General features: G+C 74.2%; 24 protein-coding genes. 17 read left to right on the top strand and 7 right to left on the bottom strand.

The genetic code is table 11. The features are described from left to right. Positions 1-492: an NUDIX domain-containing protein gene (locus BG452_RS44820; RefSeq protein WP_188310166.1), complete on the bottom strand. Its 492-nt coding sequence runs from the start codon at positions 490-492 to the stop codon at positions 1-3. A gap of 107 nt (positions 493-599) precedes the next feature. On the opposite strand from BG452_RS44820, the gene BG452_RS44815 reads away from it, so the two are divergent. Then, entirely contained in the window at positions 600-953 is a 354-nt protein-coding gene (locus tag BG452_RS44815) for an STAS domain-containing protein (RefSeq protein WP_188310165.1), read from the top strand. On the opposite strand, the gene BG452_RS44810 is transcribed toward BG452_RS44815, so the two are convergent. The 4 genes from BG452_RS44810 to BG452_RS44795 form a co-directional block, all read right to left on the bottom strand. Further along, positions 861-1,838 carry a sigma-70 family RNA polymerase sigma factor gene (locus BG452_RS44810; RefSeq protein WP_188310164.1) on the bottom strand — a complete coding sequence of 326 codons (978 nt, stop codon included), beginning with the start codon at positions 1,836-1,838 and terminating at the stop codon, positions 861-863. The genes BG452_RS44815 and BG452_RS44810 overlap by 93 nt on opposite strands. 156 nt (positions 1,839-1,994) lie before the next feature. Next, entirely contained in the window at positions 1,995-2,261 is a 267-nt protein-coding gene (locus tag BG452_RS44805; protein WP_188310163.1) for a hypothetical protein, read from the bottom strand. A 172-nt stretch (positions 2,262-2,433) separates the two neighbouring features. Then, the gene (locus tag BG452_RS44800; protein ID WP_188310162.1) at positions 2,434-2,700 is read right to left on the bottom strand and encodes a UBP-type zinc finger domain-containing protein; all 267 of its coding nucleotides are present in this window, start codon (positions 2,698-2,700) and stop codon (positions 2,434-2,436) included. A gap of 37 nt (positions 2,701-2,737) precedes the next feature. Next, positions 2,738-3,649, bottom strand: a complete 912-nt coding sequence (locus tag BG452_RS44795) for a helix-turn-helix transcriptional regulator (RefSeq protein WP_188310161.1) — start codon at positions 3,647-3,649, stop codon at positions 2,738-2,740. Between the two features lie 166 nt (positions 3,650-3,815). On the opposite strand from BG452_RS44795, the gene BG452_RS44790 reads away from it, so the two are divergent. Together BG452_RS44790 and BG452_RS47515 are read left to right on the top strand one after the other, a co-directional pair. Beyond that, positions 3,816-4,577: an SDR family oxidoreductase gene (locus BG452_RS44790; protein ID WP_188310160.1), complete on the top strand. Its 762-nt coding sequence runs from the start codon at positions 3,816-3,818 to the stop codon at positions 4,575-4,577. Positions 4,578-4,648: 71 nt separating this feature from the next. Further along, the gene (locus BG452_RS47515) at positions 4,649-7,312 is read left to right on the top strand and encodes a YbhN family protein (protein ID WP_188310159.1); all 2,664 of its coding nucleotides are present in this window, start codon (positions 4,649-4,651) and stop codon (positions 7,310-7,312) included. A gap of 40 nt (positions 7,313-7,352) precedes the next feature. Here BG452_RS47515 and BG452_RS44780 read toward each other — a convergent pair whose 3' ends face one another. Then, positions 7,353-7,547, bottom strand: coding sequence for a hypothetical protein (locus BG452_RS44780; RefSeq protein WP_188310158.1), 195 nt, complete (start codon positions 7,545-7,547; stop codon positions 7,353-7,355). Between the two features lie 186 nt (positions 7,548-7,733). Between BG452_RS44780 and BG452_RS44775 the strand changes: the two genes are divergently transcribed. From BG452_RS44775 to BG452_RS44710, 14 genes are all read left to right on the top strand, one after another. Further along, entirely contained in the window at positions 7,734-8,201 is a 468-nt protein-coding gene (locus BG452_RS44775) for a carboxymuconolactone decarboxylase family protein (protein ID WP_188310157.1), read from the top strand. 158 nt (positions 8,202-8,359) lie between these two features. Then, entirely contained in the window at positions 8,360-9,004 is a 645-nt protein-coding gene (locus tag BG452_RS44770; RefSeq protein ID WP_188310156.1) for a class I SAM-dependent methyltransferase, read from the top strand. Next, the gene (locus BG452_RS44765; protein WP_188310155.1) at positions 9,001-9,588 is read left to right on the top strand and encodes a TrmH family RNA methyltransferase; all 588 of its coding nucleotides are present in this window, start codon (positions 9,001-9,003) and stop codon (positions 9,586-9,588) included. The genes BG452_RS44770 and BG452_RS44765 overlap by 4 nt, the downstream gene beginning before the upstream one ends. A 260-nt stretch (positions 9,589-9,848) precedes the next feature. Next, complete coding sequence (locus BG452_RS44760; RefSeq protein WP_188310154.1) at positions 9,849-10,781, top strand: ketoacyl-ACP synthase III family protein; 933 nt, start codon at positions 9,849-9,851, stop codon at positions 10,779-10,781. Positions 10,782-10,866: 85 nt separating this feature from the next. Next, the gene (locus BG452_RS44755; RefSeq protein WP_188310153.1) at positions 10,867-12,345 is read left to right on the top strand and encodes an ATP-grasp domain-containing protein; all 1,479 of its coding nucleotides are present in this window, start codon (positions 10,867-10,869) and stop codon (positions 12,343-12,345) included. Between the two features lie 2 nt (positions 12,346-12,347). Further along, a complete protein-coding gene (locus BG452_RS44750) occupies positions 12,348-13,631 on the top strand; it encodes a type III PLP-dependent enzyme (RefSeq protein ID WP_188310152.1) in 1,284 nt (427 codons plus the stop codon). A 141-nt stretch (positions 13,632-13,772) separates the two neighbouring features. Continuing rightward, on the top strand, positions 13,773-14,036 hold the full coding sequence (locus BG452_RS44745) for an acyl carrier protein (protein WP_188310151.1): 264 nt from the start codon (positions 13,773-13,775) through the stop codon (positions 14,034-14,036). Between the two features lie 2 nt (positions 14,037-14,038). Continuing rightward, positions 14,039-15,019: a hypothetical protein gene (locus BG452_RS44740; protein ID WP_188310150.1), complete on the top strand. Its 981-nt coding sequence runs from the start codon at positions 14,039-14,041 to the stop codon at positions 15,017-15,019. Further along, complete coding sequence (locus BG452_RS44735) at positions 15,016-15,843, top strand: hypothetical protein (RefSeq protein WP_188310149.1); 828 nt, start codon at positions 15,016-15,018, stop codon at positions 15,841-15,843. Before BG452_RS44740 ends, BG452_RS44735 begins: the two co-directional genes overlap by 4 nt. Further along, positions 15,840-17,000 (top strand): acyl-CoA dehydrogenase family protein, encoded by a 1,161-nt coding sequence (locus BG452_RS44730; RefSeq protein ID WP_188310148.1) that lies wholly within the window; start codon positions 15,840-15,842, stop codon positions 16,998-17,000. The genes BG452_RS44735 and BG452_RS44730 overlap by 4 nt, the downstream gene beginning before the upstream one ends. A gap of 206 nt (positions 17,001-17,206) precedes the next feature. Beyond that, positions 17,207-17,812: a 4'-phosphopantetheinyl transferase family protein gene (locus BG452_RS44725; protein WP_317621538.1), complete on the top strand. Its 606-nt coding sequence runs from the start codon at positions 17,207-17,209 to the stop codon at positions 17,810-17,812. Between the two features lie 155 nt (positions 17,813-17,967). Further along, positions 17,968-20,193 carry an MMPL family transporter gene (locus BG452_RS44720; RefSeq protein ID WP_317621537.1) on the top strand — a complete coding sequence of 742 codons (2,226 nt, stop codon included), beginning with the start codon at positions 17,968-17,970 and terminating at the stop codon, positions 20,191-20,193. A gap of 293 nt (positions 20,194-20,486) precedes the next feature. Continuing rightward, positions 20,487-20,723 carry a helix-turn-helix transcriptional regulator gene (locus tag BG452_RS46820; protein WP_317621536.1) on the top strand — a complete coding sequence of 79 codons (237 nt, stop codon included), beginning with the start codon at positions 20,487-20,489 and terminating at the stop codon, positions 20,721-20,723. Between the two features lie 136 nt (positions 20,724-20,859). After that, the gene (locus BG452_RS44710; protein ID WP_317621535.1) at positions 20,860-21,618 is read left to right on the top strand and encodes an AfsR/SARP family transcriptional regulator; all 759 of its coding nucleotides are present in this window, start codon (positions 20,860-20,862) and stop codon (positions 21,616-21,618) included. Between the two features lie 76 nt (positions 21,619-21,694). On the opposite strand, the gene BG452_RS44705 is transcribed toward BG452_RS44710, so the two are convergent. Continuing rightward, positions 21,695-24,215 (bottom strand): amino acid adenylation domain-containing protein (locus BG452_RS44705; protein WP_188310147.1); only part of this gene is annotated, 2,521 nt, incomplete at its 5' end.

Here is a 24,215-nt window from a genome sequence, read left to right as displayed (position 1 = left end):
CTAGAAGCCGGAGATGTGGGTGGTGACGATCCGGACCCGGCCGTCGACCACCGCCTCCAACGCCGCCCGCAGCCGGGCCGAACGGGCCGGGCCGAGCAGCTCCAGGGCCTCGTCCAGCTCGGCCCAGCGGTGGGTGTCCAGCTCGCCGGCCGGGACGGTCACCGGGGTGCCGTCCGGGACGGTGCCGAAGTCGAACATGAAGTGCTGGGCCGGGTGGTCGAGTTCGTTCGACGGGTGGGTCCAGGAGATGGCCAGCAGGTCGCCGGTCTCCCGGACGATGCCGGTCTCCTCCTCCAACTCCCGCTTGGCGCACTCGACCGGGCCCTCACCGAGGTCGATCGTCCCGCCCGGGAACTGCCAGTGCTCGCGGTACCCGGCCTTCACGATCAGGATCCGGCCGGACTCGTCGCGCAGCAGGCAGCCCGCCGCCGCGTAGATCCGGGGCAGGGACGCCAGCCACTCCTCGCGGGATCTCAAGGGTTCGGCCGTCACGGTGTTCCTCCTGGGGCAGGGCGGTTCGGTCGGCCCCACTCTGCCACCGCGCCACCGCGCCGCCGACCGGACCGATGAGTCCGGCGGCCGGGAACGGTCCAACCCGCATGGAGAGCACAGCGAACGAAGCCGTCCTGACCTGTGACCTGGGCGCCCTGACCGCCCCCGACCTGGCCGTCGTCGACGCCCTCGCCCGGCTGCGGCTGGCCGCCGCCCGGCACCGGGTGCGGGTGGTGCTGCTGAACACCGGCGGCCCGCTGCGCGAACTGCTCGCGTTCAGCGGGCTCGCGGCGCTGCTGCCCGGAGCGGCCGATCCGCTCGATCCGCTTGATTCGCTCGACCTGTTCGACCCGCTCGGGTCACTCGCGTCACTCGGCGGGGAGCCGGGCCGGAAGGCCGAACAGCGGGAAGAGCACGTCGGTGTCGAGGAAGTTGGTGAGCCCGGTGATCCGGCCCCCTGACACCTCCGGCACGATCAGCGCCCACGGCGCGTGCCCGCCCTCCGGGCTCGGCCGGTACTGGGCGAGGGCCGGGCCGCCGTTGGCCGTCACCGGGAGCAGCCGGGAACCCCGGCAGCCGTGCCCCGGGCCCAGCATCCACGCCCGGACCTCCTCCAGCCCTCGCAGCCACATCGAGAACGGCGGCATGTTGAGCGTGACGTCCTCGTGCAGCAGTTCGGCCAGGCCGTCCATGTCGTACGCCTCGAAGGCGTGGACGTAGCGGTCCAGCAGCGCCCGGTGGGCCTCGTCCAGCACGGGGGCCGGGCGGGCGGCCGACGTGTCCGAGGCGAGCGCCGCGCGGGCGCGCTGCAGCGCGCTGTTGACGGAGGCGACCGTGACACCCAGCAGTTCGGCCACCTCGGCGGCCTTCCAGCCGAGCACCTCGCGCAGGATCAGCACCGCCCGCTGCCGGGGTGCGAGCCGCTGCAGCACGGCGACGAAGGCCAGCTTCACGGACTCGCGCTGGGCGGCCACCTCCGCCGGATCCCCCGTCTCGGGGAGCACCCGGCCGTCCGGCGCCGGGCCGATCCACGTCACCTCGGGCAGCTGGGTGCCGTGCGCGGTGGCCACCGTCACCGGGCCGGCGAGGTCCATCGGACGGGCCCGGTTGTTGCGGCCGTTCAGCGCGTCCAGGCAGACGTTGGTGGCTATTCGGTACAGCCAGGAACGCAGCGCGGCCCGCCCCTCGAAGCCCTGGTGCCCGCGCCAGGCCCGGACCATGGTCTCCTGCACCGCGTCCTCGGCCTCGAAGACCGAGCCGAGCATCCGGTAGCAGTAGCCGGTGAGTTCGGTGCGGTACCGCTCCAGCTGGAGCTCGACCGGCTCCGCCGTGATCACATCGGCCATGGTGTACCCCCGTCGTCCCGCCGCGTGCTGGTGAACGGGACGAACGTAACGCACGCCACCGACAGTTCCCTCGGGGGTTGCCGGGAGCGCTGGTTGAACACGCGTCAGGGGCGGGCGCCGGGTCGGTCGGCGCCCGTCCCCACGTGGTCGCGCGGGTCAGTGGGCGGAGTGCTTCTCCGCGCCGCGGTGCCGGTGGCCCTTGAGTTCCGCGTGCATCGCCGGGGCGGAGTGCGGCGCCGCGGACGCCGCGTCGCGCCCGCCGTGGCGGAAGGCGTCGGCGGAGGGGTTCCCGGCGGCGGACACCGGGCCGAAGCTGGGCTTCGGTCCGAGCCGGCTCGGCGCAGTCGCCATGCCGCGGCGTTCCAGCAGTTCCTGGGTGCCCTGGCGGAGCTGGGCGGTGCTGCCCGCCGTTCGCTTGGTCATCGTCGGCCTCCCTTCGGCGACCGCGGCCGGGCGGATGCCGGCCGGAGGGGCCGCTCGGGTGTGTATGTCCGGATTTTATCGGGGTTGGGGATCGGCGCCACTGCGGAGGCCGGCGAGACCGGGCGGAAGGGCGGGGCCGGGGCGAAGGGCGGGGCCGGGGCGAAGGGCGGGTTCAGCCCATGACCTCGTGGACGTAGCACCAGCGCCAGTCCTCCCCCGGCTCGTAGGAGCGGATCACCGGGTGCGAGGAGTTGTGGAAGTGCGCGGTGGCGTGCCGCTGCGGCGAGTTGTCGCAGCAGCCGATGTGGCCGCAGTCCAGGCAGACCCGCAGGTGGACCCAGTCCCGGCGGCCGTGGGCCAGGCAGTCCGCGCAGCCGTCGGTGGGCGGGGCGGGCTCGATGTCCCGGGGGGCCATGGCGAGGTCTTCGCACGCGCTCATGGTGGAAGGCTATGACGCCCCGGGCCGGGCCGCCCGCTCAGAACGTCTCCGAGGCCTCCGCAGCCTCCGCGGCCCCCGCAGCCCCTGCGGCCCCTGCGGCCCCCGGAGCCGTGCCGGAGGCCGTCCAACTCGCCAGCAGGGCCAGCTTCTGGGCGGTGGGCGAGCCCGGCGGGGCGGTGTAGACGACCAGCACCTGGTCCGGCGAGCCGTTGACGGCCAGGGTCTCGTAACCGAAGTCGAGTTCGCCGACCAGCGGGTGCCGCAGCAGCTTCACCCCGCTGGTCTTCTCCCGCACCAGGTGGTCCGCCCAGAGCCGCCGGAACTCCTCGCTGCGCACCGACAGTTCGCCCACCAGGGTGGCCAGGGCGGGATCGTCCGGGTGCAGCCCGGCGTCCCGGCGCAGTTGGGCGACGGTCTCGGCGGCGACCGCGTCCCACTGGCGGTAGAAGGTGCGGGCCTCGGGGTCGAGGAAGCCGTCCCGGGCCTGGTTGGGCGGTGTGCCCGGCTTGCGGCCCGCGCGCCCGGAGAAGCCGTTCACCGCGTCGGCCAGGGCGTTCCAGGCCAGCACGTCCATCCGGCGGCCCACCACGAAGGCCGGCACCCCGGTCATCAGGTCCAGCAGCAGCCGCGTCCCCGGGCGGACCTGCCGGTCGCCCCGGGCCCGGGCGGGCGCCGCCTTCGGCGGGCGGTTCAGCGACCGCAGGTGCGCCGCCTCCACCTCGTCCAGCCGCAGCACCCGGGCCACCGCGTCCAGCACCGCGTCCGAGGCGCTGCCGCCGCGGCCCTGCTCCAACCGGATGTAGTAGTCGACGCTGACCCCGGAGAGCTGCGCCACCTCCTCCCGCCGCAGGCCCTGCACCCGCCGGCGGCCGTGCGCGGGCAGGCCCACCTCCTCGGGCTGGATCCGGGCCCGGCGCGAGCGGAGGAAGTCCCCCAGGGTGTTCTCCATGCCAGGCAGGGTAGCCCCGGGGCAGCAGCCCCAGGGTGGTACTGCCTTTCCCGGGAAAGGAGTTCCGGGGTGGGGCCTTCCCGGGTAGAACTCGGCCCTGGGTGGGCGCGCGGAACCGCCGCAGAGTGGTCGACGTCAAGCCGCCGCCCCCCTCCAGGAGCCCCCGATGAGCTACCCCGCCCTCGCCACCCGCACCGCCGTCGTCACCGGAGCCGCCAGCGGCATGGGCGCCGCCACCGCCCGGCTGCTCGCCGCGAACGGCGCCCGGGTCGCCCTGCTCGCCCGCCGCACCGACCGGCTCGACGCGCTCGCCGCCGAGATCACCGCGGCCGGCGGACAGGCCCTCGCCGTCACCGCCGACATCACCGACCAGGCCTCCGTGGACGCCGCCGCCGAGGCCGTCCACGACGCCTACGGCCCGGTCGACCTGGTGGTCAACAACGCCGGGGTGATGCTCGCCAACCCGCTCACCGACGGGCGGATCGACGAGTGGACCCGGATGATCGACACCAACCTCACCGGCGCCCTGCGGATCGTGCGCGCCTTCACCGCCGACCTCACCTCGGCCGCCGCCGACGGCCGCACCGCCGACCTGGTCAACGTCTCCTCCATCGCCTCGCACGTCTCCTTCCCCGCCTTCGCCGTGTACGGCGCCACCAAGGCCGCCCTCACCCAGCTGTCCACCGCCCTGCGCACCGAACTCGGCCCGCAGGACGTCCGGGTCAGCGCGATCGAGCCCGGCCTCACCGACACCGAACTCGGCGGGCACATCGACAACCCGGCACTGCGCGAGGGGCTCGGCGACATGTTCGCCGCGATCCCGTCGCTCGGCGCCGGCGACATCGCGGACCTGATCGCCTACACCGTCAGCCGCCCCCGGCACGTCAACCTGCGCCACCAGGTGGTGCTGCCGACCCGGCAGGCGTGACCCGGCGGACGTGACGCGGCAGCGCCGGATCCGGGCCCTTGGTGTACGGGTGGCATGGGAGCATGCCATCCGTGGCGATCGTGACGGGGAGAACGAACGGCGACACCGGCGGGGGCCGCGGTACGGCCCCGGCCGGGCAGCCGGGCAGCGGCAGGGGCATATCCGGGCGGACCGGCACCGGCGGGGGTGTACCCGGGCAGCCGGGTGGTCCGCACCGGCGGGCCAGGCCGCTGTCCGAGGCCGGCCGGGTCCGGCAGCCGGTCGCCCTGATCCGGCTGCTCACCGGCCTGACCGCGATCGTCCTCACCCTGCTGCTCGCCGACTACGCCCGCGCCACCACCGGCGGCTTCGCCGCCGACGTCGCCGAGGCCGCCGCCCTGGTGCCCCGCCCGCTGGCGAGTCTGGCCGGCGGGCTCACCACCGCCGCCGTCCTGCTGCTGCCGGTCGGGCTCGCCGCCCACCGCCTGCTCGGCCCGGACCGGCGGCGCGCCCTCCAACAGGTCTCCGACGGGCTGCTCGCCGCCGTCACCGCGTACGGCGCCACCCTCGCCCTCGACCTGTGGGCCGACGACCTCGCCCCGACCTCACTGCTCACCGCACTCACCCAGCGGCTGCCCGCCGACGCGCTCGGACACACCGAACCCGTCTACGGCTACCTGGCACCCGTCCTCGCCTTCATGACCGCCTCCGGCAGCCGCGAACGGCGCCTGCCCTGGGCCGTCCTCGCGCTCTCCGGCCTCGCCGGACTGGCCGGCGGGTACGCCACCCCCACCGCGCTGCTGCTCGGCGTGCTCATCGGCTGGACCGGCGCCCACGGCACCCTGTACGCCGTCGGCACCCCGGACCCGCGACCCCGGCCCGGGGAGGTCCTGCGGGCCCTGCGGGACAGCGGACTGCGGCCCGTCGAAGCCCTCCCCGCCGGGTTGGACCGCTACCGCGTCCGGCAGGCCGACGGCCGGCCCGAACTCGACGTCCAGGTCCTCGACCGGCAGGCCGTCACCGCCGCCGCCGTCCAGCGCGCCTGGCGCCGCCTGCGGCTGCGCACCGCCCCGCACCCCCGCGCCCTGCGCTCACCGCGCACCGGGCTGGAGCACGAGGCCCTGGTCACCTACGCGGCCCTCGCCGCCGGAGTCCGCACCCGCCGGATCGCCGCCACCGCGGGCCTGGGCCACGACACCGCCCTCATCGCCTACGAACACCTCGCCGGACGGCCCCTGGACCGGCTCGACGACGCGGAGGTCACCGACGAACTGCTCGCCGACGCCTGGCAGCAGCTCGCCCTGCTCCAGCGCCGCGAGATCGCCCACCGCGCCCTCGTACCCGGCTCCCTGCTGGTCGACGACACCGGCGCGGTCCACCTGGTCGACTTCGCCGACGGCGACATCGCGGCGAGCGAACTCGTCCTGCGCTGCGACATCGCCCAGCTCCTCACCACCCTCGCCCTCCGGGCCGGCGCCGCCCGCGCCGTCCGCACCGCCACCACCGTCCTCGGCCCCGACGTCCTCGGCGCCGCCCTCCCCCTCCTCCAGCCGATCGCCCTCGCCCGCTCCACCCGCCAGTCGCTCAAGCGCCGGCCGGGCGGGAATACGGCGGAGGCGGGCGGCGGCGCGGAGGCGGGCGCCTCGGGCGGCGGTGAGGACGGCGGCACGGGCAGCGCCGCCGTCCTCACCGCCACCGCCACCGCGCCGCAGGCCCAGGGCCCCGATGGCGGCCCCGGCCCGGCCGGTGGGTTGCTGGAGGAGATCCGGGCGGAGGTGCTGCGGGGCCGGCCGGAGGTGGTGGGGCGGCCGGTGCGGCTGGAGCGGGTGCGGCCGCGGACGCTGCTGGCCGTGGTGGGCGGGGTGGTGGCCGGGTGGCTGCTGATCCCGCAGTTCTTCGCGACCGAGGACAACCCGGTCGCGGCGCTGGCGGACGCCGATCCGTGGTGGCTGGTGCTGGCGCTGGTGGCGGCCGGGTGCAGTCATGTGGCGGCGGCGATGGGCTTCGTCGGGTTCGTGCCGGAGCGGCTGGAGTTCCGCAACGTGGTGCTGGCGCAGGTGGCCGGGGCGTTCGTGAAGCTGGTGTCGCCCGGGGGCGTGGGCGGGATCGCGCTGAACACCCGGCTGTTGCAGCGGGCGAACATCCCCACCGCGCAGGCGCTGTCCAGCGTCGGGGTCGGGCAGTTGATCGGACTGGTGCTGCACCTGCTGCAGCTGGGGGCCTTCGTCTACCTGCTGGACCTGCAGCCCGGCGGTTCGGAGTTGGACGCGCTGCCCGCGGTGGTGGGCGGGCTGGCGGTGGCGGCGGTGCTGCTGGCGGTGGTGTGGGCGATCCCGCCGGCCCGGCGGTGGCTGGCGGCGCGGCTGCGGCCGTTGACGGCCGAGGTGCTGCCACGGCTGCTGGACCTGCTGCGCAACCCGGGCCGGCTGGCGGTGGGGGTGGCCGGGCAGTTGCTGGTGTCGCTGTGCCTGATCGCCTGCCTGTACTGCTGCATCCGCGCGCTCGGCCGGGAGCCGTCGTTCGCGCCGGTGGCGGTGGTGTTCCTGGTGGGCAACGCGGCGGGCAACGCGGCGCCGACCCCGGGCGGGGCCGGCGCGGTGGACACGGCGCTGGTGTTCGGGCTGGAGCAGACCGCGTCGATGGAGAAGGGCGGGGCACTGGCGGCGGTGGCGCTGTTCCGGCTGCTGACGCTGATCCTGCCGGTGCTGCCGGGCTGGGCCGCGATGACCTGGTTGCAACGGCGCAAGGCGCTGTAGCCGTAGGAGGCGGGCGGTCCGGGCGGTCCGGGCGGTCCGGCTAGCGGTAGTCGTCCTCGTCGAGCTTGACGACCCGGCTCTGCTCGGCGGCGTCGGCGACGTCGGTGGCCGGGTCGGCGCCGACGGCCCGGCGCTCGGCGACCTCGTCGTACTCGTCGCCGGTGGGGGCGTCCTCGTCGGGCTCGACGGCCTCGACGGCCTCGTCGATCAGGTAGTCCTCGTGATTCTGCGGCATGGCGTCCGTCCTCACTGTCGGGAGGCTCCCAGGGCCCGGATGGCGTACTGGCAGTATCCGCCGCCGGGCGCGCGGACGCGATGTGCCGGGGCCGCTCCGGCGTGTTGTCCGGGGCGGAATTGACCCATGGATCCGGCATCTCAATGACCCATGGGAGGGGTTCATTCCGCGCCTAGAGTCATTCCCATGACGACGAACGACACCACCGCCACCCCCGCCCGCCTCGACTACGCCCGCACCGTCCCCCAGGTGTTCCGCGCGATGATCGCCCTGGACGCCGCCGCCCGCGCGGGCCTGGACCCGGCCCTGGTCGAGCTGGTGCAGATGCGCACCTCGCAGCTCAACAACTGCGCGTACTGCCTGGACATGCACGCCAAGGACGCCCGCAAGGCCGGCGAGACCGACGAGCGGATCTACCTGCTGCCGGTCTGGCACGAGGCCCCGGCCGGGGTGTACAGCGAGCGGGAGCGGGCCGCGCTGGCGCTGGCCGAGGAGATCACCCGGATCAGCGGCGGCGTCTCGGACGCGGTGTACGCCCGGGCGGCCGCGCACTTCGCCGAGGCGGAGCTGGCGCAGCTGATCTCGGTGTGCTTCACGATCAACACCTGGAACCGGATCAACATCGCCACCCGCAAGACCCCGGGCACGCTCTGACCAGCGGGCATGCGCTGACCGCCCGGCCTGTGCGGAACGGGCCCCGGGCCACCGGGGGTACGATCGGTGCCGTACCCAGGGCTCGACCGCACCCACCCGGTGGCCCCCGTGGCCCCGGGGCCGCACGAACGACGGCCCGCACGAACGACAGGGAAATCATGTCCGGCTCGCACTACTTCTCCAGTGCACCCGAGGTCGCCAGCGAGCGCCGGCCGATCACGGTCTCGCTCCCGGACCTGACCCTCGAACTGACCACCGACGCCGGGGTGTTCTCGCACGGCCGGCTCGACCAGGGCACCCGGATCCTGCTGGAGCACGCCCCGCCGCCGCGGGTGCGCGGCCCGATCCTGGACGTCGGCTGCGGCTACGGGCCGATCGCGCTGACCTGGGCGACCCGGCGCAAGCGGCTGCCGGTGTGGGCGGTGGACGTCAACGAGCGCGCGCTGGAGCTGGTCCGGCTGAACGCCGGGGCGCTGCGGCTGGGCAACGTCCAGGCCGCGCTGCCGGACGACGTCCCCGAGGACCTCCGGTTCGCCACCATCTACTCCAACCCGCCGATCCGGATCGGCAAGGCCGAACTGCGCGGGCTGTTGACGCACTGGCTCGGCCGGCTGACCCCGGACGGTTCGGCGTTCCTCGTGGTGCAGAAGCACCTGGGCTCGGACTCGCTGCAGAAGTGGCTCAACGAGCAGGGCCACCCGACCACCCGGGTCGCGTCGGTCAACGGGTTCCGGATTCTGGAAGCACGGCCCCGCCCGGAAGCGGGCGAGGGCACCGAGAGTGGACGGGGAACGACGTCGTGAAGCAGCTGCGCGGGACCGAACTGAAGCGACTGCACCGCTCGTGGCGGCGCAGCAACGAGTTCCGGCTCGCGATGATCCTGGAGAACCTGCAGTCGCCGTTCAACGTCGGCTCGGTGGTCCGGACCGGCGCGGCGATGGGCGCCGAGAAGCTGTACCTGGCCGGGGACACCCCGTCGGTGCGCTCCTCCGGCGCGCAGAAGGCCGCGATGGGCACCGACAAGTACCTGAAGGTGGAGCACTTCCCGACCGTCGCCGAGGCGGTGGCGGCGGCCAAGGCCGACGGCTTCAAGGTGGTCGGGCTGGAACTGGCGGACGACGCGGTGCCGATGTTCGCCGCCGAACTGACCCCGGCGGTGGCCTTCGTGCTCGGGCACGAGGACCGCGGGATCACGCCCGAGGCGCTGGCGCTCTGCGACCAGGTGGTGTTCGTGCCGCAGTTGGGCCGGGTCGGCTCGCTGAACGTGTCGGCGGCGGCCACGGTGGCCTGCTACGAGGCGCGCCGCCAGGGGTACGCGATCAGCGGCACCCCGGACGGGAGCGACGCCGGGGGCGACCTCGGGGGCGACTTCGGCGACGAGGACTGACGCGCGGCCTCGGCGACGAGGACTGACGCGCGATCAGATGATCTGAAGGGGTGTGCCGAAAGGCCCACCCCTTCCGCGTGTTCCGCCGGGATACGCCCGGATGAGCCCTCGGATATCCGCCGAACGGCAGATGTGCGCCGGCCGCCCCCGCGACAAGCGGAACCGCCACGGGGCGGTCACTGTCACCGGTGACGGCGGGCCCCGGAGACGGTCAGCCCGGCGTCAGCTGAGCGTCAGCGCCGCGCGCGACCGTAGTGGGCATGACGTCGATCACGGCGGTCTCCAGCTACCTTCCCGACACCATCCCGATCGCCCGCTTCCAGGAGCGACTCCAACTGACGGACGTTCAGTTGCGCCGCTACCAGCGCTTCTACGGGCTCGCCGACGTGTGCCGCGACCCGGCGGCCACCGAGACCGAACTGCTACTGCGCGCCGCCACCAAGCTGGTCGAGCTGCGCGGCCAGGAACAGCGCGTCAAGTACGTCCTCCAGGCGCGCACCATGCCGTCGCCGCTGCCGTACCCGATGACCTCGCTCGGTCCGCTCCAGGCCGAACTCGGCCTGGAGCACGCCGCGGCGTTCGTCGTCTCGCACCACGCCTGTGCCTCCGGCCTGCTCGCCCTGGACCTGGCCGGCACCCTGCTCGCCGCCGACCCGGACCCGGACGCGCTGGCCCTGGTCGTGGCCGGGGAGAAGGCCTGCACCGCCCAGACCCAGTCCATCCCGGACGTCACCGTCATGGGCGAGGGCACCGCGGCCTTCCTGGTGAGCGCGGACCGCTCCGGCCCGGACCGGATGATCGGCTACGCGGCCCGCACCTACCCGCAGTTCGGCGACGAGTTCATCATGAGCGGGACCGCCGCCAAGGAGTTCCAGGAACTGTACGGACCGGGCCTGTGCGAGGTGATCGACGCGGCGCTCGCCGAAGCCGGCTGCGGGCTGCAGGAGTTGGCGCTGGTGCTGCCGCACAACGTCAACCGGCTGTCCTGGATCGGCGTCTGCAAGGAGCTCGGACTGCCGCTGGACAAGGTCTACCTCGACCTGGTCGGCGAGACCGGCCACTGCTTCTGCGCCGACCCCTTCATCAACCTGCAGAAGGCCACCGAGCTGGGGCGGCTGCGTCCCGGCGACCGCTACCTGATGACCAGCGTGGGGCTCGGGGCGACCTTCGCCGCCATGGTGTTCGAGCACTGACGAGACCGTCCGGCACGAACGGGGCCGTCGCACACCGACGGCCCCCTGCCGGACCGAGCGCACACGAGAAATGGACGAGGTCGACATGCACCTTCCCTCCGCCGGCTTCGGCGCGCGGCTCAAGCGCGCGGTGACCGGATCACCGGACACCCCGCTGGTGTTCCTGGGCAACTTCGAGGTGGAGAACCACTGGGCGCTCGGCGAGCCCGCCCTGCCCCGGGTCGCCTCGCACGCGGGCAGCGCGGTGGTCAACCGGATGGACGAGTTCACCCTGCTGCTCGGCGGCAAGGACGACCACGTCGTACTGAAGACCGCGCCGGACGACGGCTACCGCGGCTACCTGGAGGGCCTCGGCCTCCAGCTGCCCACCGTGCACGTGGTGGCCGGCCAGGACCCGCAGCGCACCGTCAGCGAGGACGCCCTCGCCGACCCGGCCCTGCTCGACGCCCTGGCCGGCCTCACCGCCGGCGGTGCCCGGCTGACCGCGCACGGCATCTCCGCCGTCGAGGAGGAGCTGGCCGCCCGGACCGGGCTCCCGCTGGGCGCGCCCTCCGCGGCCGTCTGCAAGCGGGTCAACAGCAAGGTGTACAGCCGCCGCCTGGCCGACGAGCTGGGCATCCGCCAGGCCCGCGGCTGGGCCTGCGAGACCCTGGAGGAGCTGGCGGAGGCGGTGGCGGCCGCCGGTGAACTGCTCGACGCCGGGCGGAAGGTGGTGCTCAAGGACGCCTTCGGGGTGTCCGGCAAGGGCATCGTGGTGCTGGACTCCGCGGCCCGGCTGGGCCGGCTGCACCGGATGGCCGTCCAACAGGCCGAGAAGGCCGCCCGGGCCGCCCAGGACGGGGCCGGGGCGCCGCGCACGGCGCTGGTGGTGGAGGAGTGGGTCGCCAAGCGCTGCGACCTCAACTACCAGTTCACCGTGGGCCGGGACGGCTCCGTGCACTTCGACTTCGTCAAGGAGCTGCTCACCGAGGGCGGGGTGCACAAGGGCCACCGCATCCCGGCCCGGCTGTCCGACCGGCAGGTCGCGGAGATCGCCGCGACCGCGCTGCGGCTCGGCGAGCGGCTCGCCGCGGACGGCTACTACGGCGTGGTCGGGGTGGACGCGATGGTCGACCCGGACGAGGGCCTGTACCCGGTGATCGAGATCAACGCCCGCAACAACATGTCCACCTACCAGAACGTGGTGCACGAGGGCGGGCTGGCCGGCCCCGAGGACGTCGCCGTCGCCCGGCACTACCCGCTGCGGCTGACCCGCCCGCTGCCCTTCGCCGAGCTGGCCGAACGGCTGGACGGCCTGCTGCTGGACGGGCCGGTACGGGACGAGCCGGCACCGGACGCCACCCGGCCCGACGGCACCCGGCCCGACGGTCGGGGCGCGCGGCCCCGAGGCCTGTTCGTCAACAACTACGCCACCGTTAACGCCGCGCACGGCACGGCCGCGGACAGCCCGGAGGGCTTCGAGGGCCGGCTGTACGGCGTGCTGGTCGGTGCCTCCGACGAGGAGATCGCGGCACTCGACACCGACATCACCCGCCGCCTCGCGGCCTTCCCGGAACGGAGCTGATCGTGAGCGTCGCATTCGAGGTGCAGGGCCTCGGGATCACCGAGCTGGCCGAGGAGTTCGGCACCCCGCTGTACCTGTACGACGGCGAGGAGATCACCACCCGCTTCCGGGGCCTGCGCGCGGCGCTGCACCCCGCGCTGGAGGTCTTCTACTCGCTGAAGGCGAACCCCAACATCTCGGTCTGCGCCCTGCTGCACAGCTGCGGCGCCCGCGCCGAGGTGTCCTCGCTGACCGAGCTGGTCACCGCCCAGCGGGCCGGGGTGCGCCCGCAGGACACCATCTTCCTCGGCCCCGGCAAGAGCCGCGCCGAGGTGGCCGCCTGCCTGGACCAGGACATCCACGCGATCGTCTGCGAGTCGGTGGAGGAGCTGGGCCTGATCGACGAGCTGGCGGCGGAGCGCGGGGTCACCGCGCGGGTCGCGCTGCGGGTCAACCCGAGCTTCCAGGTGAAGGGTTCGGGCCTGACCATGGGCGGCAAGCCGCGCCAGTTCGGCACCGACGAGGAGCAGCTGCTGGCCGAGGGCCGCGGGCTGGCCGCCCGGTACCCGCACCTGCGGCTGATGGGCGTCCAGGTCTACCTGGGCACCCGGATCCTGTCCGAGGAGTCGGTCGTCGAGAACACCCGGCGGATCTTCGACCTGGCCGAACGGCTCTCCGCCGAGCTGGACTTCCCGTTGGAGACCGTGGACGTCGGCGGCGGCCTCGGCATCGCCTACTTCGACAACGAGAAGGACCTCGACCTCGCCGTGCTGGCCGCCGGGATCAACCCGCTGGTCGAGGACTTCACCGAGCGGCACCCCGACACCCGGCTGATCATGGAGCTGGGCCGCTTCCTGGTCGCCGCCTCCGGCACCTACGTGACCAGGGTGCGCTACACCAAGACCTCGATGGGCGAGAACTTCGCGGTCACCGACGGCGGCACCAACCACCACATGGCGGCGGTCGGCATCGGCTCGTACGTCAAGCGCAACTTCCCGATGGCCGCGCTGGAGCGGATGGACGAGCCCGCCACCGAGCCGTGGCACATCACCGGGCCGCTGTGCACGCCCAACGACGTGATCGGCAAGAAGGTCCCGATGCCGCCGCTGCGCGCCGGCGAGCTGATCGGCGTGCAGCGCTCCGGCGCGTACGGGCCGACGGCCTCCCCGGTGCACTTCCTGAGCCACGGCTACCCGGCCGAGGTGCTCGTCCTGGACGGGCGGGCGCACCTGGTCCGCGAGCGCGACGACGTGGGCGCGCTGCTGGCCGGGCAACGGCTGTACCGGCCGGTCCCGCAGGACGACTGAGCCGCCCGGAACCACCCGGCACCCCGCACGGCCGGCAGGCAGGCACAGCGGGCCCGGCACCACACCGCACCACACCACACCACACCGAACGACCGCATCCGCCCGCCGACCGGCGGCCGGGACCACAGCGAGGAGCACTCCGTGAGCGACACCACGACCGACCCCAGATTCGTCGACGCCGTCCGCAAGGGCCTCTCGGAGGTCCTCAACAAGGACGTCTCCGGCGCCGACGAGAACGTCCGCCTCTTCGACGAGCTGGGCCTGGACTCCAGCAGCGCGCTCGAACTCCTCATCACCATCGAGGAGATCCTCGACCTCCAGTTCGACGCCGACGAACTGGACATGACCCACTTCGAGACGGTCGGCTCGCTGGCCGGCTTCGTCGCCGGGGAAGCGGGCGCCTGAGCATGTTCCGCGCGACCGCAGCGGTCCGGCGCCCGCACCCGGCCGGCCCGGCGGCCCTGCCCCGGCTGGTCCGGGCGGCCGGGTACGCCCCGGCGGGCCGGGGCACCCCGTACCAGCCGGGGGACGCGCGGGAGGAGTTCTACGCGGAGCTCGGGGCGCCGTACCGGGCCTCCTTCGACCGCGCCCAGTTCGCCGCCGCCGGGCGGCGCACCTCGGTGGAGCTGGCCTACGGCGCCCTGGACGCGCTGGGGCCACTGGACGCCGAGGACGCCCCCGAGATGGCGGTGATCGCCTACGCCGCCCCGGACTTCGAGCACACCGAGCTGGTCGCCTCCTGCGTCCGGCGGCGGCTGCCGGGCGATCCGCTCGCCTTCGCGCTGTCCGACCAGGGCCGGCTGGCGCCGTTCAGCGCGCTGCGGGTGGCCGTGGAGTACGCCCGGCGGTGCGGCTGGTCGCGGTTGCTGCTGCTGGCCGTGGACCAGGGCACCCAGCCGTTCCCGCTGCCCACCGACTCCCCGGCCGGCCTGCGCGGCGACGCCGCCGTGGCGCTGCTGCTGCGCTGGGACGGCGGCGACCGCCCGCTGGGCGGCCAGGCCCTCGGGCGGCCCGGGCCCGGCCTGTTCGCGCACTGGCCGGCGGACGCCGCCCTGGTGGCCGGCGCCGGTCTCGCCGAGGGACCTGAACTTCCGCCCCACCAGGGCACGTTGGCCAGGGGGGCGGCCGGTCGTCCGGCCACCGGGAGCTGGTCCGCGCTGCTCGACGCCGTCCGCGGCACCGACGACGCACCGGGCACGGACGACACCCCGGACACCGACGCCGGACCGGGCACCGACGACGCAACAAGAAGCAACGCCACAACAGGAAGCAACGCCGGACCGGGCACCGGCGCCGGCAACCGCCCGGTGGTGGTCGCCGACTACGACCGGGACCGCGACGCCCTGGCCTACTGCACGCTCGACACGGGGGAGTGGAGACACAGATGACCGTTCCGGCCGAGGTACGGGAGCACTGGCGCGAGGCGAGGGCCGGTGCGCGCACCGACGGCCTCGTGCCGGCCCTCACCCTGCTGTCCCGCGCGCTCTCCCCGGGCGCGCCACCGCGCGGCCCCCGCGGACACGCGGTGGTACCGCGCGAACTCCTCGACGGCTACGGCGACCTGCCGGACGAGGAGGCACTGGGCCCGCTGCCGGACCTCGCCGTCCTGCACCCCGCTCCCCGTACCCCGGCGGCCCCCATTCCCACTCCCCGTACCCCGGCCGACTCCGATCCCCCTCCCCGCACCCCGGCCGATCCCGGCCCCCGGCCCTGGGACACCGGACTGGCCTGGCTGCGACTCGGACACTCCGAGCGGCTGCGCGAGGCCTGCGTCGCCTACCTCGCCGCCCGCCGGGTCGAGGGCACCTCGCTGCTGCTGCAGCAGCTGGTCAAGGGTGCGCTCGCGGACGCCCTGATCGAGCAACTGGAGATCGCGGGCGTGCTCGACGGCCTGGCCGAGGCCGACGAGGAGTGCGACCCCTGCACCCCCGCCCACCCGCTGGACGCCCGCTCCCTCGCCCGGCTGCAGGCGCAGATCACCGAGGTCGACCGCGCCCTGCTGCGGCTGCTCGGCGCCCACGGCTTCACCGCCGAGGGACCCGGCCGGGACGCCTACGCCTCCGAGCTGCTCGCCGACGTCTACTGCGGCCGGCCCGGCCCCGTCGCCCACCACCACGACACTCCGGTCGCCCACCTCGCCGACGTCCCCGTGCCCCACCTCCACGACGCTTCCCCGGCCCAGCGCCTCGACGCGCCTGGAGGCGTCGGATGACCACCCTGCCGAGCCCGCTCCGGAGCACCCGCCGCCACGTCCGCGCGTGGGCCGACGACCTGCGCGCGGGCGCCCTCGAACTGGACCGCGACCCCGAGGCCGTCCACCGCTACCTGGACCTGCCCGCCGTCCGCTTCCTGGCCGGCCACCTGACGCCCCCGGGCTGGGACCGCGCGAGCGGCGAGCCCGGCAGCGGCCCCGCCCACGGCCTGGCCACCCTGGAGCGGGCCGTGGTGAGCGAGGAACTGGCCCGCGGCGACGCCGGGATGGTGCTCGGCTCCCCCGGCGCGTCGATGACCGGGGTGCTGCTGGGCGTGCTCGGCAGCCCGGCCCAGCGGGACTGGGTCTACGGCCACCTGGCCGAACGCCCGCGCTGGACCTCCTTCGCCCTCACCGAACCGGACCGCGGCTCCGCCATCGGCGAGATGAGCACCACGCTGACCCCGCTGGGCGACGGCTCCTACCTGCTGGACGGCGAGAAGCGCTACGTCGGCAACGCCGCCCGGGCGGACCTGGGCGCCGTCTTCGCCCGGGTCGCGGGCACCGAGCGGCTCGGCGTGCTGGCCGTCCTGGTGGACACCGCCGACCCCGGCTACCGGGCCGAGCCGATCCCCACCCTGGGCCTGCGCGGGGTGCAGCTGTGCCGGGTCACCTTCGACCGGGTGCACGTCCCGGCCGAGCGGGTGCTCGGTGCCCACCTGCCGCCGACCCGGCGCGGGATGTGGGGCATCGTCTCGGTCTTCAACCGGCTGCGGCCGAGCGTCGCGGCGATCGCCCTGGGGATCGCCCGGGCCGCGCACGACTACATCGGCGAGAACCGCAAGGGGCTGTGCGGCGCGGAACGGGACGCGTACGAGGAGCTGGGCCGACGGATCGACGCGGCCCGGCAGTTGACCTACCGGGCCGCCCTCGCGGTGGACCGCCGGCCCTCCGACGGGTACCTCGCCTCGGCGGCCAAGGCGCGGGCCTGCCAGGTGGCCGAGGAGGTCACCCTGCGCGCGCCCGGCTTCTTCGGCCCCGGCGCCCGGCTGGACCACCCCCTGCTGGACAAACTCGCCCGGGACGCCCGGGGCGTGGAGTTCATGGAGGGGACCAGGAACATCCAGAAGCTCACCCTCTTCCAGGGGCTGCACACCGGGAAGGTGGACCGGCTCTGAACAGGACGGGACAAGCGGTCGAGATCTGGCGCATCCCGCTGACCGGAGGACCGCCCGACGAGGGCGGGCCGCCGGGCGCCGCGACGGAATCCGAACCACCGGGCGCCGCGACGGAGTCGGACCTCGCGGCGCTGGAGCGGCTGCTCGACCCGGAGGAGCGGGCCCGCGCCCGCAGCGGCCGGCTGCCCGGACTGCGGCGCCGCTTCGTGATCGCGCACGCCGCCACCCGGATCCTGCTCGGCGAGCGGCTGGGCCGTCCGCCGGAGCTGCTGCGCTTCAGCCGCGGGCGCTGGGGCAAGCCGGCCGTGGCGGACGCGCCCGGCCTGCACTTCAGCCTCTCCCACTCGGGGGAGCTGGCCCTGCTCGCGGTGGCCCCGCGGCCGGTCGGCGTGGACGTCGAGACGGTCCGCTCCGGCCGGGACGTGGACCGGCTGTCCCGGCGCTTCTTCCCCGCCCAGGAGCGGGAGTTGGTGGCCAGGGGCGGCCGTCCGGCGTTCGCCCGGCTGTGGACCAGGAAGGAGGCCTGCGTGAAGGCCTCGGGCGGTCGGCTCACCGAGGGCCTGGCCCTCCCGGTCGCCCACACCGCCGGCCAGGCCACGGTGCGGCTCCCGGACGCCCCCGCCCCGGCGGGACTGGCCGGTCCCTGGCGGGTCGCCGACCTGCCGCTGTCGGAGGAGTACGCGGGGTCCGTCGCGCTGTTGGGCGACGGACCCTTCGCCATGTCGTGGGGCCTGTGGTATCCAGGAGCACCCGCGCACTCCGGTCCAGCGCGGCAACCGCGGGACGACGAGTCGCGACAGGGTGTCAAGTAGAAGAAACTCCCCCTCGGATCGGCGTAGTTGTACCCGTGGTCGCGGGTCGGATCGTCATTAGATTTCTCGGTACGAACGCACACCGCACCGCACGGCCGGACCCCTGGTCCGGCCCGTGCCCGCGCCTGGGCGACTGCGCCGAGAAGGAGGGGAACGTGATCGTGGAAGGCAGGAACGTGATCACCAGGGCGGCCCGGTGGAGCGCGGTCCACCCCTGGTGGGCGATCGCGCTCTGGGTGGCGTTCGTGGTCGGCGCACTGGTGGTCGGCGGCCTCACCGGCACCCGGCAGGCGACCAACTCCGACCTCGCGATCGGCCAGTCCGGCCGGGCCGCCGCGATCGCCCGGGCCGGCGGCCTCCAGGAGCGGGCCGTGGAGAACCTGCTGGTCAGTTCCTGGGGCGGCGGGCAGCTCGATCCGGTCCGGGCCCAGGCGGCCGTGGACGACGCCACCCGGGGCCTGCGCGGCCTCACCGGGGTCGCCTCGATCGGCGAGCCGCAGCCCGCCCCGGACGGCACCTCCCTGCTCGTGCCGGTCACCCTCGACGGGGATCCGGAGACCGCCGCCGACCGGGTGCAGCCGCTGCTGGACGCCGTCGACGACGCCCGGCCGGGCCACGGCGACGTACGGATGGAACTGGTCGGCTCCGGTTCGATCAAGGCCGGACTGAACGAGATGCTCAGCCGGGACCTCGGCAAGGCGACCGTGCTCAGCCTGCCGGTCACCCTGCTGGTGATGGTCTTCGTCTTCGGCGCGATCGTCGCCGCGAGCGTGCCGGTGGTGCTCGGCCTGTCCTCGGTGCTGGCCGGGCTCGGGCTGTGGGGCATCGCCTCGCAGGTCGTCCCCGACCCCGGTCCGGTGACCCCGTTCATCGTCCTGATGGGCATGGCGATCGGCGTGGACTACTCGCTGTTCTACCTCAAACGCCAGCGCGAGGAACGGGCGTTGGGGACCGACAACATCGACGCGATCGAGATCGCGGCCGCCACCTCCGGACACTCGGTGCTGGTCTCCGGGGTGGTGGTGCTGGTCTCGATGGGCGCGCTCTACCTGGCCGGGCACATCGCCTTCGAGTCGATGGCGACCGGCGCGGTGATCGTGGTGTCGATCGCCATCATCTCCTCGCTGACAGTGCTGCCGGCCATGCTGTCCCGCTTCGGCCGCTACCTGGACGCCCCCCGGGTGCCGCTGGTGTGGCGGCTCACCCAGAAGGGCGGGGTCAAGCCCCGACTCTGGTCGACCATGCTCAAGCCCTCGCTGCGCCACCCGGTGATCGCCCTGGCGGCCTCGGTATCGGCGCTGCTGGTGCTCGCGCTGCCCGCGCTCGGGCTCAAGCTCAAGGCCACCGGGATCGACGACCTGCCCCGGTCGATCCCGGCGATGCAGTCCTACCAGCGGTTGACCGAGTCCTTCCCGAGCCAGTGCGACACCCACCTGGTGGCGGTGCGGGTGCCGCCCGGCGAGCGCGCCGAACTCGTTTCGGCCGTCGACGCGTTGGTCCGGCGCACGCTGACCGACGACCTCTTCGTCCACGACCCGGCGCCGGTGGTGCGGACCTCGGCGGACGGCACGGTCGCCACCGTGGCGATCGGCACCCGGTTCGACAGCGGCTCGGACCAGGCCCGCGCCTCGCTGGCCCGGCTGCGCGAGGACCTCGCCCCGCGGACCCTCGGCAGCGTCGAGGGTGCCCAGTTCGCGGTGGGCGGCAGCGACGTGGCCTATGACGTGGACTACCGGGCGAACGTGATGGACAAGATGCCCTGGGTGCTCGGGGTGGCGCTGGCGCTGACCTTCCTGGTGATGGCGCTGGCCTTCCGCTCGGTCGTCCTGGCACTGATCACCGTGGCGCTCAACCTGCTCTCCACCGCGGCCTCGTTCGGCGTGCTCGCGTTGATCTTCCAGCACACCTGGGCCGAGGACCTGCTGCACTTCGAGTCCACCGGCCGGGTGGTGGCCTGGATGCCGCTGATGCTGTTCGTGATCCTGCTCGGGCTCTCGATGGACTACCACGTCTTCGTGGTCAGCCGGATCCGGGAGGCGGCGCGCGGCGGGCTGTCGCTGCGGGAGGCGGTCGAGCAGGGCATCACCCGCACCGCCGGGGTGGTCACCAGCGCGGCGGCGGTGATGGTCTGCGTGTTCGCGCTGCTGGCCTCGCTCAACTACATCGAGATGAAGCAGATGGGCGTGGGCATGGCCTGCGCCGTGCTGCTGGACGCGACGGTGATCCGGATCGTGGTGCTGCCGGCGATGATCACCCTGCTCGGCTGGAAGACCTGGTGGCCCTCCCGGCTGGCCCGCCAGTCGGTCGCCCGGCCCCCTCGGCTGCCCTCGATCGTGGCCGCGGCGGCGGCCTCCGCGGCGGCCCGCACGACCCTTTCGTAACAACCTGTCACAACCGGCCGGACGGCCGGGGCGGGGGCCCTCCCCCCGCCCCGGCCGCTTCGTCCGTATGCGCAGTGAACCCGCTGCCGCCTTAAGGGGTTTGACGCCGCCCGTCCCGCGATGGTTTGTTACGGGAGTTGTAGAATCGCTTACGCGTTCGTCGATGCGCGTAGCCTTCGGGCGGAGGCCGCATCGGCGACGGAACGCGCCACGGAAGCGGGGGCGGTGTGGTGGTGGGCCGGCACGGTGACGGTGGCCTCGCCTCGACGCGCTGGCGCGATGAACTCGCCCGGGTGGGCACACTCTCGGGGCGGGAGCGGCAGGTCTTCGACCTGATCGGGACGGGGCACTCCAATCGCGGCATCGCCGACCGGCTGCACGTCACGGAACGCACGGTGAAGGCACATGTCGCCAGCGTGATGGCGAAGTTGGGAGTGGAGTCCCGGCTCCAGGCCGGCCTGGTGGCCCAGGTCCACCAACTCATGTACGAAGGTACATGGCAGGACCAGCCACCCGTGTCCGATACTTGACCGGCGCGAATGATACCCGGGCTTTTCCCCTTTTTCAGTCCCCTTCAAACAAGTTGACCCCTGATGGTAGTGGCTCCTAGAGGACTCAACGGAAAAGCTCGTGGTTGGAGTTCATCGCTAAGAACGGGGAAATTTTGTGCACATCTCCATACTGGGCCCGCTACTCATCGGCGACGGTCAACGCACCGTGGGGTTACGGGCGAAGAAGAACCGCGTCATGCTCACCATGCTCGCCCTGAACGCCGGTCAGGTGGTCGCCTTCGACGAACTGATCGACGAACTGTGGGGTGAGGCGCCGTTGAAGAACGCGCGCAACGCCCTCCAGGCCAACGTCAAGCGCATGCGGAAGTCACTGGCCGAACTGGGTCTGGAGAGACCGGACCAGGAGATCATCAGAACCGTCGACAACGGTTACATGCTGACCGTCCAGGAGGAAGCGATCGACGCGTACCGCTTCCTGCGGACGGCGGAGAAGGGCGCGGGGCTGGTCGAACACCGGCCGTACGAAGCGATGGACACCCTCCGGTCGGCGCTGGCGATGTGGCGCGGACCGGCCCTGCTCGACACCAGCGACGGGCCGTGGTGCCGGGCCGTCGCCCTACGGCTGGACGAGCAGCGCAAGACCGCCCGCGAGGACCTGATCGCGGCGCAGCTCCAGGCGGGCGAGGCGGGCACGGTGGTCGCCGAACTCAAGCAGCTGCTCGCCCAGTACCCCGAACGGGAGCGTTTCAGCGAGCAGTTGATGATCGCGCTGTACCGCTGCGGCCGCCAGTCGGAGGCCGTGGACATCTTCCACCGCACCCGCAAGTGGCTGGACGACGAGCTGGGGCTCAAGCCGAGCCGGCGGCTCCACCACCTGTACCAGGCCATCCTGATGCAGGACCCTTCCCTCTGATCCCGGGGTGAGGGCAGCTCACCCCGCACCCGACGAACGGCGACGGGCAGGCATCCGGCCTGCCCGTCGCCGCGCGTCAGCCGAGGCGGCGCAGGGCGGCGTCGGTGATCGCACCGATCCGCCCGGCCGCCTCCCGGTTCAGCATCTCCTCGTGGTCGCAGGGCACCCGGTGCACCGTGAGCGGGCCGCCGAGGTGAGGCCGCCAGCGCTCGGCCGCCAGGCCGCTCCCGGCGCCGTCCGCGACGAACAGCAGCAGCTCCCCGTCGAACCGTCCGGGGGTGAACTCCCGGGCGATGTCGGTGTGGTGTCGCATCACGGTCATCAGCCGGGACAGCTCCGCCCCGTCCACCCCCGCCCCGGCGGCGTGGTGCTTCAGGAAGGCGGACCGGATCTCCTGATCGGTGGGGTTCGGGTCCCCCGGCCGCACCGGCTGGACGTCCAGCGCCGCCAGGAAGGCCACCGGCTCGCCCGCCACCCGGAGCTGCACGGCCATCTCGTGGGCGACCAGCCCGCCGAAGGACCAGCCCAGCAGGTGGTACGGGCCGTGCGGCTGCACCCGCCGGATCCGGGCCAGGTACTCGGCGGCCAACTCCCGCACCCCGACCGGCTTGCGCCACTGCCCGGCCGGCGCCGCGATGCCGTCGGACTGCAGCGCGTACACCGGCCGGTCCGGGTCCAGGTGCGCGGCCAGTTCGGCGTACGGCAGGCCGAAGCCGACGCCGCCGTGCACGCAGAACAGCGGCTCGGCGCCGCCGCCGGGCCGGATCGCCAGCAGCGGCTCCAGCAGCGCCGACGGGAGCGGCCCGCGCTCGGTGGGCCGGGCGGCGGCGGCCAGGGCCGCCACCGTCTTGTGGGTGAACACATCGGCCAGCGAGAGGGTGAGCCCGGCCTTCGCCGCCCGGCCGACGATCTGCACCGAGCGCAGGCTGTCACCGCCGAGCGCGAAGAAGTCCCCGTCGGCGTCGACCCGTTCGAGCCCGAGGACCTCCGCGAAGACCACCGCGATCACCTCCTCAGCCGGGGTTCGCGGCGGACGCGCCCGGTCCGCGGCCCGGCCCGGCAGCATCGGGTCCGCCCCGGGCTCCGGCAGCGCCCGGACGTCCAGCTTGCCGTTGGCGGTCAGCGGCAGCGCGGGCAGCGTCACCAGGGCGGCCGGCACCATGTGGGCGGGCAGCGACTCGCCGAGGAAGGCGCGCAGCACCGGTACGTCGACGGCGGCCACCCCGGGCAGCGGCACCACGTACCCGACCAGCTGCTGGACGCCGGCCGGCGTGCTGCGCACCCGTACCGCGGCCTGGACCACCACCGGGTGCCGGGTCAGCGCGGCCTCGATCTCGCCGGGCTCGATCCGGAAGCCGCGCAGCTTGATCTGGTGGTCCGCCCGGCCGACGTGCTCCAGGGTGCCGTCGGCCCGCCAGCGGACCAGGTCCCCGGTGCGGTACATCCGGGTGCCGGGCTCGCCGTACGGGTCGGCGACGAAGCGCTCGGCGGTGGTCACCGGGCGGCCCGGGTAGCCCCGGGCGAGGCCGGCCCCGGCGAGGTACAGCTCGCCGGTGACGCCGACCGGCACCGGCGCCAGCGCCGCGTCCAGCACGTACGCCCGGTGGCCGCCCAGCGGACGGCCGATCGGCGGGCGGCCGGTGGGCAGCGGGCCGGTGCCCGGGCGCAGCCGTTCGCTCCAGGTGGCGCAGACCGAGGCCTCGGTCGGGCCGTAGGCGTTGCGCAGGTCGAGCCGCCCGGCGAGGCGGTCCACCAGGGCGGGCGGGCAGGCCTCGCCGCCGACGGCGAGCAGCAGACCGTCCGGCAGCGGCGCGTCCTCCGGCAGCCCGGCCGCGACGGGGGGCGGCAGGATGGCGTGGTCGACCCCGTGCTCGGCCAGCAGCGCGGCCAGCTGGTCCCCGGCGAGCCGGCTCTCCTCGGTGGCGAACACCAGGGTCCCGCCGGTGCACAGCGAGGCGCCCAGTTCCCAGACGCTGGCATCGAAGCTGAAGGAGGCGAACTGCAGCACCCGGCGGCCCGGGCCGAGCAAGCCGTGCAGGCCGGCCACCAGGTTGACCGCCCCGGCGTGCGGCACCGCCACGCCCTTGGGCAGGCCGGTGGAGCCGGAGGTGTAGATGACGTACGCGGTGTCCTGCGGGGTGAGCGGCCGGGTGCGGTCGGCGTCGCCGGGGTCGGTGTCCGGGTGCCCGGCCAGTTCGGCGAGCGTCCCGGGGGCGTCCAGCAGCAGCGGGACGGCGGCCGTCGGGGGCAGGTCCACCCCGTCGACGGCCAGCACCTGGACGGGCGCCGCGTCGCCGAGCAGGTGGGCGATCCGCTCGGCCGGGTAGCGCGGGTCCACCGGCAGGTAGGCGGCGCCGGTCTTGAGCACCGCCAGCAGGGCGACCACCAGCTCCGGGGAGCGCGGCAGGGCGAGCGCCACCACGTCCCCAGGGCCGGCCCCGCGGGCCAGCAGCAGGTGGGCGAGCCGGTTGGCCCGGGCGTTCAGCTCGCGGTGGTCCAGGCGTACCGTGCCGGGCCCGGCCGGGACGGCGTCGGGGGCGATCAGCGCCGGGCGGTCCGGGTGCTCGGCGGCGGCCCGCTCCAGCAGCGCGGGCAGG

Source organism: Streptomyces sp. CBMA123 (assembly GCF_014596465.1).
Classification (GTDB): Bacteria; Actinomycetota; Actinomycetes; order Streptomycetales; family Streptomycetaceae; genus Kitasatospora.
Note: the sequence above shows the minus strand (reverse complement) of the source record. Positions and strands in the feature narration are given on the sequence as shown.